The sequence below is a fragment of the Pedobacter sp. Leaf176 genome, assembly GCF_001424305.1.
Lineage (GTDB): Bacteria > Bacteroidota > Bacteroidia > Sphingobacteriales > Sphingobacteriaceae > Pedobacter.
Genome location: NZ_LMPD01000002.1, coordinates 112992 through 130234 on the forward strand (window position 1 = coordinate 112992; position 17243 = coordinate 130234).

General features: G+C 39.9%; 10 protein-coding genes. All 10 read right to left on the bottom strand.

Annotated features, from left to right (window positions below; genetic code table 11):
- Nucleotides 1-32: 32 nt before the first annotated feature.
- The 10 genes from ASF92_RS05990 to ASF92_RS06040 all read right to left on the bottom strand — a co-directional run bounded on the left by ASF92_RS05990 (nt 33) and on the right by ASF92_RS06040 (nt 17109).
- A complete protein-coding gene (locus tag ASF92_RS05990; RefSeq protein ID WP_056089407.1) occupies nt 33-1622 on the bottom strand; it encodes a sodium/solute symporter in 1590 nt (529 codons plus the stop codon).
- A gap of 218 nt (nt 1623-1840) precedes the next feature.
- The gene (locus ASF92_RS05995) at nt 1841-2926 is read right to left on the bottom strand and encodes a Gfo/Idh/MocA family protein (RefSeq protein WP_056089409.1); all 1086 of its coding nucleotides are present in this window, start codon (nt 2924-2926) and stop codon (nt 1841-1843) included.
- Between the two features lie 75 nt (nt 2927-3001).
- Entirely contained in the window at nt 3002-5506 is a 2505-nt protein-coding gene (locus ASF92_RS06000) for an L-rhamnose mutarotase (protein ID WP_056089412.1), read from the bottom strand.
- A 3-nt stretch (nt 5507-5509) separates the two neighbouring features.
- Nucleotides 5510-6451 carry a sugar phosphate isomerase/epimerase gene (locus ASF92_RS06005; RefSeq protein WP_231729752.1) on the bottom strand — a complete coding sequence of 314 codons (942 nt, stop codon included), beginning with the start codon at nt 6449-6451 and terminating at the stop codon, nt 5510-5512.
- A 111-nt stretch (nt 6452-6562) separates the two neighbouring features.
- The gene (locus tag ASF92_RS06010; protein WP_082489474.1) at nt 6563-8044 is read right to left on the bottom strand and encodes an acetylxylan esterase; all 1482 of its coding nucleotides are present in this window, start codon (nt 8042-8044) and stop codon (nt 6563-6565) included.
- Nucleotides 8041-9177, bottom strand: a complete 1137-nt coding sequence (locus ASF92_RS06015) for an exo-alpha-sialidase (protein ID WP_056089415.1) — start codon at nt 9175-9177, stop codon at nt 8041-8043. The genes ASF92_RS06010 and ASF92_RS06015 overlap by 4 nt, the downstream gene beginning before the upstream one ends.
- A 57-nt stretch (nt 9178-9234) precedes the next feature.
- Nucleotides 9235-9912 carry a DUF3826 domain-containing protein gene (locus ASF92_RS06020; protein ID WP_056089419.1) on the bottom strand — a complete coding sequence of 226 codons (678 nt, stop codon included), beginning with the start codon at nt 9910-9912 and terminating at the stop codon, nt 9235-9237.
- A 194-nt stretch (nt 9913-10106) separates the two neighbouring features.
- Nucleotides 10107-12845, bottom strand: a complete 2739-nt coding sequence (locus ASF92_RS06030) for an alpha-L-rhamnosidase (protein WP_056089424.1) — start codon at nt 12843-12845, stop codon at nt 10107-10109.
- A 107-nt stretch (nt 12846-12952) separates the two neighbouring features.
- Nucleotides 12953-15742 (bottom strand): glycoside hydrolase family 2, encoded by a 2790-nt coding sequence (locus tag ASF92_RS06035; RefSeq protein ID WP_056089428.1) that lies wholly within the window; start codon nt 15740-15742, stop codon nt 12953-12955.
- Nucleotides 15742-17109 carry a sialate O-acetylesterase gene (locus tag ASF92_RS06040; protein WP_231729753.1) on the bottom strand — a complete coding sequence of 456 codons (1368 nt, stop codon included), beginning with the start codon at nt 17107-17109 and terminating at the stop codon, nt 15742-15744. The genes ASF92_RS06035 and ASF92_RS06040 overlap by 1 nt, the downstream gene beginning before the upstream one ends.
- Between the last annotated feature and the right edge of the window lie 134 nt (nt 17110-17243).

Here is a 17243-nt window from a genome sequence, read left to right on the forward strand (position 1 = left end):
AGTTGTTGTTATCATCGGACCTCAGACTTCTTTTAATGTCCGTTAAAGAAAATATAAAGTATGACCATGACAATGGCCAATGCACCAAAGGATATCCACACCCTTCGACTTGGCTTTTCGATATTTGCCTTATGTGATTCATTTACGATGTAAACAGATGGTGAACGATCTGCAAGAGAAATAACAATCGACAAAATCATCAGCAAGGCAAAAATCAGGAAGGACAAAACCAGATAATGTGGCCAGAATGTATATTCAGACGATGGCAAGATCCACAGGTAACAAACGCCTATACCTAAACTTATGATTGACCCAATTGAAAGTGTGAAATTAACAGCTTTTCTAGTGGTTCTTTTCCAAAATACCGTTGATAAAAACACGACAGACAATGGTGGAGCAATGAAACCTAAAACGGCCTGAAAAACATCGAACAATTTCAAGCCCTGAATATTATCTATTGCTAATGCAACCAGGATGGCGAAAACACAACCTGCAACAACCGTCAACCTGCCGGTTTTGATAATTTCTTTTGTCGTTGCATTGGGGTTAATTTTTTTCACATACACATCCATGGTGAAAACAGTACTTAAAGAATTAAGGCAAGATCCGATCGTACCCACCAGCACTGCAATTAATACCACGATTACCAGGCCGTTCATTCCAGGAGGAAACAAATTGGTAACCATCGTCATGTATGCCATATCTGCGTTGCCCAGATTGGGATATAAGACGTAACACAAAATCCCGGTCACAATGAAAAGTGGCAAAGAGAGTATCTTAAGCCATCCAATAAAACTGACGCCCAACTGCCCCTGTTCTAAATTCTTGGCTCCAAGCACCGATTGAACCATCGATTGATCGGTGCAGAAGAAAGCTACAGCAGAAACCGGATAACCCAGCAGAATGGCATACCACGGATATTGCGGATCGCTTCCAGGCTGAACGAGGTTCCAGAAGTTTTTTGGTGTTTTTTGATATAGTGCACTTATTCCTCCAACCTTTTCCAGGCCTAAATAGGTAAGTGCGAATGAAACGCAGATCAGTAAAATCATTTGAAAAACGTTGACTTTAGCGATAGCTTTAAGTCCGCCGAAAAATGCGAACAGGCCAGCAAAAGCCACTAAAACGGTAACCGATTGCCACATCGGAACGCCCAAGATCTGCCTCACCAAAACACCACCTGCAAACAAACCCAATGATAGCCATGAAATTAAAATTTTAATCAGGGCATACCACGCAAGTATATTTTGTGTTGAATCGCCGTAACGGTTGCCCATAAATTCGGGCATGGTACTCACTTTAGCCGCCAGATATTTTGGGGCAAATACAATGGCAAGCAAGAATAAGAAGATAAAGGCATACCACTCGAAATTAACCGCCACAATGCCGGTAGAATAACCAATACTTGCAAACGCAACCAACATGGATGGACCAACATTCGTTCCCCACATATTGAAACCAATGCTCGACCAATTAAGTGATTTGTTGGCCAGGAACAGGTTTTCATCTTCGTTTTTCTTCTTCGAGAAACTTGCCCTGTACCCGATAATAATTAAAATTACGAGGTAAGCGGCGACGATAAAGTAATCTAAATTGGTTAAACGTTCTACAATATTTCCCATTAATTTATTTGGTTAGTTTGGTTATCTTTTGCCACGGAATCAAGGAATTCACGGAGCTTGTTTCTTAGTTAGGCTTTCATGGTTAATGTAGGAAGGGATCATAATAAGGTGGCAGTCCGATTGGTTTTAGGATTGCTTCGTACCTCCCAATGACGACCATCTTGACTACTTTCTTATTTCAAATCCATTCCGTGTTTTCTTTGTCTCCATGGCAAATACTACAAGCCAATCGATTCTCTTGTCATATTGTTAGCTTTTAAGATTTCATCAATCTTAACAGGCAAACCAATTTCCATGGATTTATCCATCGCCTGCAATAAGGCAACAGTTCCAATTCCCTCTTTTAAATCCGGATAGGCTGTGAATTTGTTATTAATACTGTCTGCAAAATAATCGAGATAATTCTGATATTCGCCTGCATGATGACTTTGCCCCTCGAAACGGAAATAATGCTTCAATGTAGCATCACCCCAGGTAATGATTTTTTCTTCACCGGTTTTGGTGGTGACAGAATAGCGTAATTCGTGGTAATCGGCCTGGCTTGCTCCTTCTGTTCCGCGGAGAATGCAACTCATTCCACTATCGCGACTTGCCGGTTGTGTAGGCCCAGTATATGCACCGCTTACCCGTGCAATACGGCCATCTTTTGCCTTGAATATAAAATGCATGGTATCAACATTTCTCAATCCGGCTTTAAGGCCGTTGCTGCTCAACATGCCATAACCCATTACTTCTTCAATATCGGGCATATACCAGCGAATAAAATCAACCGGATGACTTAAGCCGCCGTATAACCATTTAAACGATTGTTTTAACGACCAACCTTTTTCCAAAAACCAACGGTGATCGGCATGGTAATGACTTTCGATGGTGATTAGTTCTCCGATTAATCCTTTATCAAAATCCTTTTTCTGACGCATTGCAGGTTCGAAAAAACGAGAACTTTGTCCGACAAAAATTTTTCTTCTTGATTTTTTAGCTAATTCTAACAGCTCATTAGCCTGAGAAAGATCATCAATAAAAGGCTTTGTGCACACCACATGTTTTCCATGTTGCAAAGCCAGCTTGATGTGTTCAAAATGCAAATGATCTGGTGTGTAAATTGCGATCATATCGATTTTATCGCTTGTTAACATATCCTCGTAATTGGTAGTCCAATTTTGAAAATCAAACTCCAATGAGCGTTCCTCGCAAAGCTTTTTATTCGCATCGCAAATTTGAATGAGCTTAAATTTTTTGCTCGCTAATGATGCAGAAATTGTACTTCTGCCCTCTCCTAAACCTAAAATCCCTAATCTTAACATCTTGTTATTTTTTTATTTCTTCAGTCGCCATTGCTCCTACATGCCAGCCGCAAGCAAAAAATGACGGTTACTTATCTATTCAATCGGTTTAAAAAATACCCAAACCTCCCCGGGTTTTGTTCCTGCTATACCTTCCTGGTATTTTTTCATAATGGTATTCCATTCCTCAACCTTCGGATTATTTAATGTCGTTTTCGGATTTAAATCTTCTAGTTTTTTGCCTTTGGGAATACTGATAATTAACATCAGTTGCCTACCATTTTTAAAAATTGCCAGGCGCTGAAACTCGGCATTGCAAAATCCTTTGGATATCTCCGGCCATTTTTCAAATTGCGTTTTATGGTAATCCAAATATTCTTTTTGCATCTTTTCATCCTCAACCAAACTGGCCGACAGCATCACGTTATCCCATTCGGCAACCGGTTTGTCCCCACAGCTTTTCTCTCTGTTAAAATCGTAAAAAATATCGTTGTAGAGCTTAATTTCCGCTGCATTTAAGCGTTTCAAAGTTTGCTGCAAACTTTCTACTTTTAAGCTTGACGTATGAATTACCAATCTGTTATTCCATTTATAGATAGCGCTAGTTAACAGGTTATTTTCTTGTGCAAAATTATCCAAAGTTTGGTTTCCCGGTAACTGATCACTTTTAAATATCAATTCAAAAACAACTGTTTTATCTTCCGCCTGATTGATACCGCGATTTGAATAAGTGCCTTTCTCTTTAAGCAGATACCTGAAGGGCAACTCTAAACCTGCATTTTGTTTGATGTTCTCGGCAACCTTAGGCCCATTGTTTTCCCATACATTACCCGGACCGTTCGCATTTTGAAGATATTTTTCGGTCGGCGTCCAGTTGTTTTTAATGGTAAAATCAGAAGAACCCTCATCCGTATACAAATAAAACCAGTGATCAGGAAGATGAGCAAAAGGTGCCTTGTAAATACTATCGACTACATTTTCGGTAATGAAAGATTCGGGTTGAGCAGAGAGTGTGTAAATCCCTGCAACATCATACATGTGTTTGCCATAGTGATGAATTTTGTTTGCGCTGATGGTGTTATTCTTCATCGCATTTTGCATTTTAGTCCAGCCCCAGCCCATGCTGATCCCTGAATAGGAGACATCACTAATCTCATTATGGAGAATTTTAATGCCTTTCACATAACCTGCACCAATGCCAACAGCACCCCAATCCTCATTGGTAACATCCGTAATCAAATTATTTTCTATCCTTTCATTTGTTGAAATCTCCCGTTTATCTTTAGGATTATAAGGCAAATGAACTTCTGTTGCTTCATCAGAAAACGTGCCCACTAAGATCGCTGAGCCGCCAATATCTTTAAACAGATTGCCTCGAATTAAATTATCTGAGGTTCCTTTCTTGAAGTCTAAACCGGTAGAGGCAAGATGTTGGAAACGGCATTTTTCGAAGCTGATCTGATTGGCAAAATTTACCTCAACAGCGGCTGCCGGCCTACCAACCCAAGCCTGATTTTCCAAACTTGGCTTATCTGGAGTTCCGGGTGTTGCAAGCTTATAAGCATCGAGCATATACATCCCTGCCTGGTGCGGAACGTGGCCTTCCATAGATGGCCTTAACCAGGTAGTGTGTTCAAAAGAAATGCCTTCAAAACGTACAAATGAAACCGGATGATCGATTGTTCCTTCGATTTTCAGCAGGTTTTCTATTGCAGGAGCAATCACCTCTGCCCTTTGCATATTTTCTGATGCCTTTGGCCAATAATAAATTTTATGGTTTTTCAGGTCTTCGAACCATTCGCCTGGCTCATCTAAAAACTGGATGGCATTGGATAAATAGAATGCAGAGTTTCCTGTTTTTTCAGAAATCCAGGGTGCTGGCCAGGGGTGTTCGGATTGAATTCTACTTTCAGGCTGCATGAAAGAAAGCTCTGCAGCATTACCGATTACTTTAACCGATTTTACCCGAAGATTAGCGATTGCCCACCATTGATGTATTAACATTTCCATCCCGGCAAGTTTGCTTAAATCTGTGTTTGGCTGAAGCGGTATTCTACAGGTTTGGTTTTTTTTATCCCAGGATAAAATTCTACCCATGGCCTCTCCATTATAGTTTTTTGCCCGGATCGCCTTAGTTCCATTTACCCAAAGCTGGCGAAATAGCAAATCGCTGACACCATGGTTAGGAAGATCAGCAGCCCATATTTTCTCCAGAGACTTTTTTGGTAATCCTGGAACCGCTCCATTGACCTTTTTCCAACCCTCGATTTTAACCCCACCACTTAAAACAACTTTTTCAGTGGATAAAATCTCTGTTGGGCTATCTTTAGTTCCAGCGTCCTCGGGGCGAAGAACGAGGGGCTCATGTAATTGATAAATGCCTGCACCAACCAAAATTCTTATTCCATCTTTCGTTGACGGATCTTTTAAACGCCTTAATTCACGGGCTTTCCTTATGGCTGCATGAAGTGTTGCAAGAGGTTGTTCCTTATTTCCATTGTTAGTATCAGCACCATTTTTTGCAACATAAATTTCCACTGCAGCAACTTGAAAGTGCAGAAAAATAAATATCAATAAAAAGCATATCCTAATTTGTTTCATAAATTATTTCGCTTGAAAAACGGACTTAAGATAAGTTGTATTGGCACTAAAATTATACTTCACATTTGTGGGTTGGCTTGCATCTCTACTTCTTTCAACAACCAGCCATCCGCTCCAACCCATATCATCCAGCGTTGCCCTTACCTCAGGTAAATTAATCTTCGAATCGTTTTGTAACCAAACTCCATCATCATTTGTAGCGTGAATTTGTATGATATTTTTTCTGCCCAATGTTCTCAATTCCTGCTGTAAATCTCTTCCATTTTTAATCGGATTAGAAAAGTTGAAGTAACTTTTGATGTGTTTGCACCCAATATCTTTGAGTAACTTGAGTTCTCCTTTGGCATCAAGAGCTGTTTCAATGCCGATCACAATACCCGCTTTTGCAGCCATCTTTCCGGCAACTTTTAGTCTTTTTACGATAGGTTCACGCAGTTCAGGGTTTTTAACAAGGTCGCCCTGGACTCCCAGTGGTAAGAAAACCACTTTTACGTTCATCGCCTTTGCTGTGTCCAAACAATCTTGAATCATTTTGTGATAAGTTGGACGTGTAGCGAAGGATTGTGCATAAAAACCCGTCATTGCTAAAGAACAAATTTCCAGATTCAATTCTTTCGCTTGATCAAGGTACTCCTGACGCACTTTCGGGTCGGCCAATTTGTTATCAAAGGTCTCTCTATTTCCCAAACCGCCCATATCGATTTCAAGTCCATCTGCACCCAGCTCTTTGGCAAGCGGCAAGGCACTAATTTTCTGACGTTTCAAAATCATTAAATCAATTACGGCAACCTTGTATCGATCCTTTTTTTCAAAGGCAAACAGCAGTTGATTTGGGATCATCAAAGCGCCGGCTAGCAAAGCAGTGTTATTAATAAAAGTTCGCCTGTTTTGATGTTGCATATTTAATTTATTGTTTAATGATTCTTTGTATTTCAGTTTAAGCATCAACTATGACCGGTCGTCATACTCAGTTTGACTGAGCATCTTCTTGGCAAGGTTTGCCCATGCCTTAAGATTCCCACCTGCGTGGGAATGACGGTAAGGGTAAAGCATTATTTAATTGCTAAATGGAAATAATCTTTCCAGATTCTCAAATCCTATCACCGCATTTTTGGGTAACTTTTCCCCTTTATCTCCAAAAACATAAAGGGCATTTTCTTTTTCGATGGTTACTTCACTTTCGTCATATTTTCCTGCTTTATCTTTTACTAAACTGCCATTTAGTTTGAAGTTTTTAATCAGAAAATCGTAGAGCGCAATACGTTTATTTATCCCAAAATCGTGTTTCTCTGTAGGAAGATGAACATTCTCCACATTACTGCTCACGCCATAATATCCATACATTTTTTGAAGGTAAGGGAAATCATGTTCTGGTGTGTGGGCCGTCCAATCACTACCGTCCGAAACTAAAAGTTGTGGTCGTGGTGCTGCCATTGCGGCCAATTCTACATTGTCCGTACCACCACCGCATTGATGAATAGGCATTCCACTTTCGCAAGGACAACCACCGTAAAAATAGGATGACATCGCCACCACCGGTGCACTCAGTTTAATTCGATCGTCCATTGCAGTCATTAAGATGGAATGACTTCCAGCTCCTGAACCACCACTAATTCCAATTCTGTCGGTGTCGGTTTCTTTAAGCGAAGAGAAATAATCTAAAATTCTTATCCCCCCCAAAGTTTGTACTGTTTGGGCTAAACTCCGGCGGTGATCTTCGTACTTAAACTGCAGCATGGATTCGCCCCACGCAAATAAATCATAGCTGAAAGCCATTGCTCCCATCCTGGCAATCGTGGCGCAACGGAGCTGACAATCGGCTCTGTAGCGCTGTTTTTCCCAATGCCCATCAGGACTGAGAATTACAGGAATTTTGCCTTTAACATTTAGCGGTTTATAAAGCGATCCATTGATCCAAACACCCGGCAAGATTTCCAAAGCAATATTTTCTACCGAATAACCGTTAAAAACCCGTTTCGTCGTAGTGATTGGTTTTGAATTCAGTTTTGCCGGCAAAGGTGACAGTAACAAAGCTTTGTAAAGCTCGGGCTTTATCTCCGCCTTCCGTTTTTCCCAGCTGCTTTTATCGGTATATTTTGTAGCCAGGGTATCCAGATAGGCCCAGCCATCTTTCGGCTCCCATCGGTAGTATTCGTATTCTTTTAACTTGTAAACGCCGGGTTTTTCCTTGTTTACCTTCATATCTAAAGGAGCAAGAACATTTTTTAGTGTTTCATCTACATCGGCACGAAAACGCCATTCAGCGTAGTTGAGCCATTTGTCTTTCACCTGCGGTTCTGAATATTTAATCTGAACATTGAACCGCGTCTGGATTTCTTTTAAAACGTCGACTAATGGTTTTTTGTAAAGATTGTCGGTATTCTGGGTTTGGGCGGATAACCTTGTAAACAACGATAAAAAAACAACAATTCCCATTATTCTCGGCAATAGTAGAAAAGACTGTGAAACTAATTTAAAAGATTTCTCTACTACGGTCGAAATGACGGTTGGAATAAATGCAAAACTGCCTTCTCTCATGGTTCTTCGTTTTTCGTTTCTGTAATCACCGGTGCTGCATAGCCTTTAAGCTCAGGCCAAACGCCATTCTTGATTTTTTTTAGTTTCAACTTGGACGGATCCACAACCACATGTTTTATTTTCTGCCTTCTCCAGGTATAAATGAAATGAAGCATTCCATCCGATGTTTGAATTACGGCAGGATATGAATATTGACTAATTGGTGAATCTTCCAAAATCAAAGCTGCAGACCAGTTTTCTCCATCTTTAGAAACCGAAACATTTAAGGGAGTTCTTGGTCCTTTTGCTAAATCGCCGGGAGGCAAAACATGATTGTAAACCAAAACATGACGCCCATCTTTCATCGTTACTGCATCTGTGCCAGAATTGTTATTCGGCAATGAGGTTTTTGTTAAAGGAGACCAGCTTTCGCCATTGTCTTCCGACCATGATTCGACAATAGCCCTGTTGGCTGTTCTGGCCAAAATTTGCAACTTGCCGTTTCCATGCTGTAAAATACTGGGCTGAATGGCTTTGATGCCATTTTCCGGTAGCGGTCCAACCGTTCTCCATGTTTTGCCATTATCTTTAGTTACCTCAAAATGGATCTTCCAGCCGTCACCTTCTCTACTGGAAGGCGCAAACAGATTTCCATTACTTAATAAAACCGGCTTGTTTTTTACAGGGCCGATATAACCATCTGGAAGCTTTGCAGCATCCGACCAGGTAATTCCACCGTCTTTCGAAGTTTTCATTAATCCCCACCATTCAGATGGTTTCGGACCGATTTTATAAAATAGAATTAAATCTCCTTCTGGAATTTGATATAGAACCGGGTTCCATGTTGGTAACCTTTTCCCGTCAGGCTGAACGCCATTGGCTACTAATACCGGAGCAAGCCATTTTCCATCCACAAAACGACTGATGTAAATTTCAACATCTGGGTTGCGCTCTTTTGTTCCGCCGAAATAGGATGCCACCAAACCTGTTGGTGTTTCTACAATAGTTGCTGAATGACAAGACGGAAATGGTGCCTGATCGTAAAGAAATTCTTGCTTTACTACGCCTTTTTGCCATTTTTCAACTTGCGCATTGGCACTCAATCCTAATGCTAATGCAATTACAAGTGTGATGTATATTTTTCTTTTTAACATAGGTTTTTTATATGAGGTAAATAGAGAATAGAAAATTGTAATAGATTCGAATCCTTTCTATTCCTTATTCCCTGCTTTTCTCTTATTCGCTTTCTCTTCTTTTATCCTTTTGGTATAGGCGCTGTATAGTGCTCTCCAACTGCGACCATTATTGTTTAACATTTGCTCTGACTTGGTTTTGTAAATCTCGAAAATGGCAGAAATCTGTTTCATATTTTTATAATCGACTGCCTGCTCTCTTGCCTGTTTCATAAAAGCCAAAATTTTAGCTTCTTCATCAGCAGTCAAATCCGGAACGATGGATTTGTAACCTTTCATGGTAAAATCGACTTTACCAATGGTGTATTTGTCCAGGATTACCTCTACTTGGTCTGCAGATAGATTTTTATTTAAGCCATCCATTAAAGATTGATGAATGGTTGAGGGCATAGCAGAATCGGCGATAATTTGCTTATCAAGATCAGTCAATTTGCTTCCCGTAACCGGATTAATTCCGTCCGGAACGGTGGATGAAGGATGGCTGTTATGCCAATCTCTCACGGCCGTTAAATGAACGGCAATCACATTCTCTACGGCTGTTTTTTTAGCAACATCTGTCAAATTTAATGCTGAAACCCACTCCTTCGCTTTAGTTAGAATTTCTGCATTTGCACTAGCATCCTGAGCTTGACTGAAGGAAATTGCTGTGGTTAACAGCATCAACGCCATCATTATTGGTTTTAAAATCTTTCTCATAATTTTATTTAACTATAGGTTCTATTTTTAAGTTGTACTATCAATTTTGGTAATGAAGTCCTGGTTCCTTTTTTATTCTCTTTCTTCCTATTTTCCACTCTCTATTTCCCATTGCCTTTTCCCCTATTTTCCACTCTCTATTTCCCATTGCCTTTTCCCCTATTCTCCACTCTCTAGTTCCCATTAACTTTTCCCTACCTTCCTTCCACAACAAATTCATAATCACCCGAACCAAGTTCATAAATCGCCCGGTTATTTTCCATTTTTATAAATATCAAATCTTTAATTGATTTGATCTTTTCAGACACCTCACTTTTGCTTTTTGCAGGAATATAAACTGTTGCCGTAGTGTTTGGCGGGACGCTTAAATTCCAGTTAAAGGTGTTGCCAGTTTTGCTATAATTGCTTTTGATCATGCCATGAATCGAATTATAACTGGCATTTACAGTATTAAGTCCTTCAATCATTTCAGGCTTCATCGTGATTTGTTTAAAAGCAGCGTTTTCAGATTTAATTCCAGCAAGATTTTCATAATACCAAATCAGTAAATCGCCAAGCATCATCACATGGTTTTGGGAATTCATTTTGGGATCTGCCGTATTACCATTCCATAATTCCCAAATGGTAGTGGCGCCATTTTCTACCATGTAACCCCAACTTGGATAGCTTTTTTGAGTCGCAACCGTATAGGCAAGATCTGGTCTGCCATAATCATTTAAACAACGCATTAACCATTGAATCCCAACCAAGCCATTACTTAAATGCCCTTTATTGGTCACTTCGACGGTGTGGGTAATATTTTTAAAAACAGTCTCTACCTTATCTTTCGGAACCATGCCAAAGTAAAGCGGAATAATATTATCTGTTAAAGCGTTTGTAGCATAATATCCTTGCTGATTATAATACTTTTCATTGAATGCATTTTTGATTTTCTCTCCCAAAACTCCGTAAGCTTTTACATCTGACTCATTGCCAATGGCTTTTCCAAATTGTATCATCAGGTTTGTAAAATGATAATAATAAGCCGTTGAAATTAATTCAGAAGGATATTTTTTATCAGCACTTTTGCCTCGTCCAAATTCAATTGTAATGGGCGGCATACACCAATCGCCATAACTATCTTTTGTTAAAATATAATCCTTCATGTAGCGATCTTGCATATAAGAAAGCCATTTTTTCATTGCCGGATAATTATCGCGAACCGACGATACATCGCCCGTTTGCTTGTAAAGCATCTCTGTTACCAAAAGCATTGCTCCTGGCCAGGTCATGTTATCGCTGTAATAACGCCAGAAAGCAGGCGCAACATCAGGAATTGCGCCATCTTCTTTTTGCGAATTTCTAATATCCTGAAGCCATTTAGCATAAAACCTGCCATTATCAAATAAGAAATTCTCACCATAAGCTACTGCGCCTCTATCGCCCAACCATGGCATACGCTCGTTACGTTGCGGGCAATCAACCGGAATGCCCTTATAACTTCCTGCAATTCCCCACCAGGCATTTTTAAAAATCTGATTGGTTAAGGCGTTCGAAGTTTCAAAAGTTCCAACCGTTTTCATGTTATCGTAAACCATTTTCCCAACGAAATCATTTACTGATGGCTGGTAACTATAGCCCGAAAGTTCTACAAACCTAAAACCCCTGTAAGTGAACGTGGGCTCCCAGATTTCAGTTTCTCCACCCTTTAAAGTATACAAATCTGTACATTTCGCATTGCGAAGATTAGCCGTAAAGAGTTCTCCGTTATCTTGCAGCGATTCAGCGAAACGCATTTTAATTTGCTTCCCTCTTGCTCCCTCAACCTTTATTTGCAACCAACCAACCATGTTTTGCCCCATATCGAGAATGTATCTTCCACCTGAAAGTTTCGAAATTGAAACCGGCTTCAAGGTATTCATCACTTTCATATTCTCATTCATTTGAGCCTTAATCACTCCGCTAGGTTCCTGCACAAATTCCGCTTTCAGCCACTTGCTATCATCAAAGCCTACCGCATTCCAGCCGGACTCTTCTTTTGTTGCATCATATTCCTCACCATCGTATTCGTTATTCGTTCTAATCGGTCCATCTGCAGTACCTTTCCAGCTATTATCAGTATCAATATTTGCCGTGCTACCGTCTGTATAAACAATGTTGATATTCATCAGCATCTTCGGAAAACCAAACGTCTTTATTTTATAAGGCTTTTCATTCTGGCGCATGGCGAAAAAACGACCGTTACCTAAGATGGCACCAACGGCATTTTTTCCATTTTTGATGTAACTGGTAACATCGTAGGTATTGTACTTTACATTTTTGGTGTAATCAGTTGGGGATGGGGATAATACATCGTTTCCCACTTTTTTTCCGTTGATAAAAAGCTCGTACAAACCCAAACCAATGATAGAGGCGGTGGCTGTTCTAACTTGCTTTGTACTTTGAAATTCCTTCCTAAAATATCTTGCCGATAAGCGTGAGTCAGTTTTGATATTATCCCACGGAAATGCCCTGTCGAAGCCAATCCAACCTTTTGGCCAGTCTTTGTAGTACAGTAAGCCCATGGAAAAATAATTTGGTGCTGACCATTCGCTTTGACCTGCGCTTGTCCAGACTTTTACCTTCCAAAACGCCTTCAATCTACTTTTCAATGGCACTCCATTATACCTTATGTGAATTGATTCGGCCGTATTTACTTTTTGCGAATCCCATAGATCACCTTCATTTGCATTTAGTTTTTCTGCGGTTGATGAAACCAATATTTGATAAGCGGTTTGCATCACGTTTCGCTCTTTCGAAATGATATGCCATGCAAAACGCGGCTTTTGAACATCGATTCCAAGTGGGTTTTCGAGCATCTCGCAGGTGGTATTTTGCAAAGAAACTTGAGCCGCCACTTTTGTTAATGGTAGTAACGAAATGCTGATTATCGCTATGTAGATTTTAATGTTCATTTATGTTTAATTGGGAGAATAGAGCGTAGGAAATAGGAAATTGATATAAATAATACTTATTTGCAAACTCACCACAAACCATTCGTTATCTTGCCTATTCTCTATTGTCAGTTTCCTAAATCCTTCTTTAATGAAAAATCAAAATACAAAATCATGTCCAATGCTCTGCTCTGATCCTTATCGAAATCGTAAAATACATGTTTCATTCCCATTGGTCCGGTGGTTTCTGGTTTCTGCGTCTTTGTTCCAATCGCCGAGATTCCATTCATAAAAGAAATGTCGCCGTTTGGAAAAGTCGGGCTCATATTATCCCACTCAGTATCTTTCGATTTTTTTGGTGTAAACAACCTTAAAAATACGTCTTCTCTATCTGTTACCACTTTAAAAGATTGTTGTTTTCCAACAAATTCACACCAATACATGTTGGAATAATAACCTTTAAATTCGGGATATTGCCAACCTGGCTCGCCGGTTGCGGAATTATTATAATCCTTTTTCCAAATGCCAAACTGCTGTCCTTTCATCCTGTTCTTCCAAACCCGGTAAGGCCCATTGCCTTTAAATTCGACACTTTTCATCTCTGTTTCAGGATAAGAAAAGTTTAGTCCGACAAAGGTGGTGAAATAGGCTGAAGGAAAATATTTAACTTCCATCTTTAACCATCCAGATGGGTAGATCGTCCATTGTAAAGTATTCCAGCTTTCTTTCTTATCGAATTTAGATGAAATTATCAGATTTTGACCATCCATTTTAGTGGTAAAATTTTTGAAGTTATTTTCAGCTTCCTGCAATACAGGCCCGTTTGAAAACGGAACGGTACCATTTGCGTTTTTAGCCTGTTGCAATAATCCTGTAGTTTTATTGAAAGTGAAGTCGATACCATTTGCCGACACCTGATACGATTTTGCATCTTCTATTAAACTTACCTTGGATGGCCCAGTGGTGACCACTATTTTGTCTGCGTCGGCTTTTGGTAAGGCAATTGGAAAACTCCAGGTAAATAACTCTTTACCATAAAAATCCTTTATAGTGAGGTAAAGCGCATCAAAACCTCTCCAATCTGCAGGAAGATTGATTTGTAATTTTCCTTTTTCAAAAGGCTTAATGTTTGGCGCATCTACTTTACCAGCCTTAAATTCCGCATCATCACCAAACTTTAGCTTCTTCAATTTCCATTCGTAAGTACATTGATTCAAGTTCGTGAAAGCATAACGGTTCTCCAATAAAAAGGAGCCATCAAAACCTGCGGTCATTTGTCTTTTTTCTACAAAAACTGGGCTCCAAACTTCCTTAATGGTAAAGAAACTGCCCTCCTTTTCATGGTAAGGACCAACAATACCATCGGGACCGTGGTTTCCATCTGTATCCAGTTCCCCATTTTTATCTGTACGAACAACGGCCTGGTCGGCAAAATCCCAAAGAAACCCTCCCGCTGAAAGCGGGTTGTTCCACATCGCATTCCAGTAATCTTCTATCCCAGCACCGTGACCGCCATCCCACATACCATGCAAAAATTCTGTTGGCATTAAAATATTATGTCCATGATCGTAATTTCCTATTCCGTAATTAAATTCCCGATAGTGTGTGGTTTCAAATCCATTAAATACTTCCCATGGATGGATTAACGGACGCTTTTGGATGTCTTCTTCACCAAAAAGATGATCGAGTTCACGGTTGTGTCCACCCTCGTTTCCATTTGCCCAAAATATAATTGATGGATGATTTTCGTCGTTCAGCATCATCTCTTTCATCAATTTCGTGCCGGTTGGCGTATCGTAAGTACCGTGCCAGCCAGCCAATTCATCCATCACAAATAAACCGAGAGAATCGCAAACCTCTAAAAAGTGTGCATCTGGCGGGTAATGCGACATCCGCACTGCGTTCATGTTCATTTCTTTCATAAGCTCAACATCAGCAATGCTGATTTTTTTACTTGTTGTTCTGCCAGATGTAGGATAAAATGAATGCCTGTTTACTCCTTTGAATTTTATTTTAACTCCGTTTACATAAACCCCGTCACGCTCTTTTACTTCGACTGTTCTAAAACCAATTTTTTTAGAAAGCTGATGGATGACTTTACCTTTTTTAATGAGCGAAAAGGTGGCTGTATAAAGGTTTGGAAATTCTGAAGACCAAAGTTGGGGCTGAGGAAACTGCTGGTTTAACGTCAATTTTTGGGTTCCTTTTCTAATCGAAGAAGTAAATTTTTCTCCAAAACGTTTTCCACCTGTGGAAACAAGCTCTACTTCGACTTTGTCAGCATCACCAGTGAAGGCCACTTGAGCGTTTAAATTTCCATCAGCTTTGGCATCGATTTGTATTCTTTCGAGATGTGTTTGCGGCAAAGCTTCGAGATAAACAGGCCTGAAAATCCCGCCGAAAATCCAGAAATCGGCTTTACGCTCTGCTTCATTTACTGATTTATTTGCCGAATGTTTTGAAACCTTCACTTCCAGTAAATTCTCAGCATCAAGTTTCAACAGGTTCGAAATATTATATTTAAACACATAAAAAGATCCCTGGTGCACAGTTCCGGCTAATTTTCCATTTATTTTGACTTCAGTATCCGTCATCGAACCCTCAAAAACAATATTGATTTGCTGGTTTTTCCAGTTGCCTGGAACTTTAAATTTATACTTATAAAGGCCTTCTTCCTTTCCTTTATTTTCCTCCTTGTTAAAACCGTAGTTGTATTTACCAAAACCCTGTAATTCCCAGTTGGAAGGCACCGGAATGCTTGTCCACTTCCCCGAATTTGCACCGGCCGTGCAGAAGAAATCCCAATTTACCGTATTATCATTTCCGGTTCCAGAAAGATATAGCTTTTGCGTTTGCTGCGCATTTGTAGCACCAAACAACATAATCGAAAAAAAGAAAAGTATAGATCTAAGTTTCATTAATTGGTTTTAAATTGACTAGTTAAAGGGTTATCAGTTCTGAATGGCAATGCAGGTAAACCATTACTGTATAAATTACCAGTAGGGTTTTCTGTCCAATTGTAGCGCACTGTTTTTGGATTAGGAATTTCTTTCGAAGAAACGATGATGTCGGTTCCTTTCTGGAATGCTAGTGCCTTTACAAATTTTCCATCTTTACCTGCAATTTCAAATCCTGTGAATTGATCAGAATTACGGGACACAAAATATTTCAAGTGATCAAAACTTAAAACAACGTATGGCATGTAAATTCTTTTTTTCTTTAAAACCGGACCGGAATATTCGATTTTCTGGTTGTATGTTCTGCCTAAAGCTAAAATTGCCAGGCGTCTTCCTACCTCCCATTTGTAGGTAGGATGCAAATCTGCTCCGTTGTCATTTAAATCAGATGTTGCAATCATCCCTGTATTGTGCAAACGTAAAACCTGCTGTTGAGCCTCCCAAAAATTAGGTTCCGTATCTGGTGTGAGCACAACTTTATCGCTCTTTTGCTTGCTATAATCATAAGGTGCAATTTGGACGTAGTAAAACGGCAGTTGTTCGCCCCAGGCCTTTCTCCACAAATTAATTAGTGTTTTAAGTTTGTAGGAATAACTAATCGTTTCATTTAAAAAGCAGTTGGTTTCTCCCTGGTACCACAAAAATCCGCGGACTTTAAACTTGGTTAATGGCTCAATCATTGGTGTATAAAACTTACCGGGGTCGTTCCTTACCTTTTGATTTTTGAAATAGGCTTCCTGCGCAAAAGCTTCTGGAGAAATCCAGGGCTCAATGGCACTGCCAGAAACAGCAGAAGAAATCATGCCAACCGGAATACCCAATTTCTCCTGGATCTCTTTGGCGAAAAAATAACCTACCGCTGAAAATGCCCGTAAAGCAGAATCTTCTGCAACTGCCCAACTTTTATGAATTGAATCGGGTTTTGCTAACTGCTTGCGGTTAACCAGGAAGATCCTGATCTGTTGATTTTTAGCCCTTTCTACCGCATCTGCGGGAAAGCCAAGTTTTTCGTTTTTTGGTTTAGTAATTTTTGCCAGTTTACGCATTTGATATTCCATGTTCGACTGACCAGAACATAGCCAAACCTCACCGACTAAAATATTCGTCAATTCAATTTTGTTAGTGCCTGAAATCGTCATCGTTTGTGGTTGCGCTGAGGTTTTTAATGGCGATAATAACAGAGACCAATTTCCATTTTTATCAGTCAAGGTTTGTTTTGTTTGTCCTGCAAAATTAACCTCCACTTTTTCGTCAGGCGAAGCAAATCCCCAAACGTTGATGGGCTTCTCTCGCTGCAGAACCATATTGCTTGATAAAATTTGCGGCAAAAGAATTTTGGCGTTGGCGGAAAAGGAAAGCACGAGGAGACCTAACACCATGAGAGATTGCTTCATACCTCGCAAGGACGATGTGATAAATCCCAATATTTGTAAGGCGGTCGTCATTGCGAAGCTGGGCTGGT

Bases quoted from the DNA above. Each gene is read 5' to 3' on its own strand.
- ASF92_RS05990 (WP_056089407.1), bottom strand. From the start codon at position 1,622: ATGGGAAATATTGTAGAACGTTTAACCAATTTAGATTACTTTATCGTC.
- ASF92_RS05995 (WP_056089409.1), bottom strand. From the start codon at position 2,926: ATGTTAAGATTAGGGATTTTAGGTTTAGGAGAGGGCAGAAGTACAATT.
- ASF92_RS06000 (WP_056089412.1), bottom strand. From the start codon at position 5,506: ATGAAACAAATTAGGATATGCTTTTTATTGATATTTATTTTTCTGCAC.
- ASF92_RS06005 (WP_231729752.1), bottom strand. From the start codon at position 6,451: ATGCTTAAACTGAAATACAAAGAATCATTAAACAATAAATTAAATATG.
- ASF92_RS06010 (WP_082489474.1), bottom strand. From the start codon at position 8,044: ATGAGAGAAGGCAGTTTTGCATTTATTCCAACCGTCATTTCGACCGTA.
- ASF92_RS06015 (WP_056089415.1), bottom strand. From the start codon at position 9,177: ATGTTAAAAAGAAAAATATACATCACACTTGTAATTGCATTAGCATTA.
- ASF92_RS06020 (WP_056089419.1), bottom strand. From the start codon at position 9,912: ATGAGAAAGATTTTAAAACCAATAATGATGGCGTTGATGCTGTTAACC.
- ASF92_RS06030 (WP_056089424.1), bottom strand. From the start codon at position 12,845: ATGAACATTAAAATCTACATAGCGATAATCAGCATTTCGTTACTACCA.
- ASF92_RS06035 (WP_056089428.1), bottom strand. From the start codon at position 15,742: ATGAAACTTAGATCTATACTTTTCTTTTTTTCGATTATGTTGTTTGGT.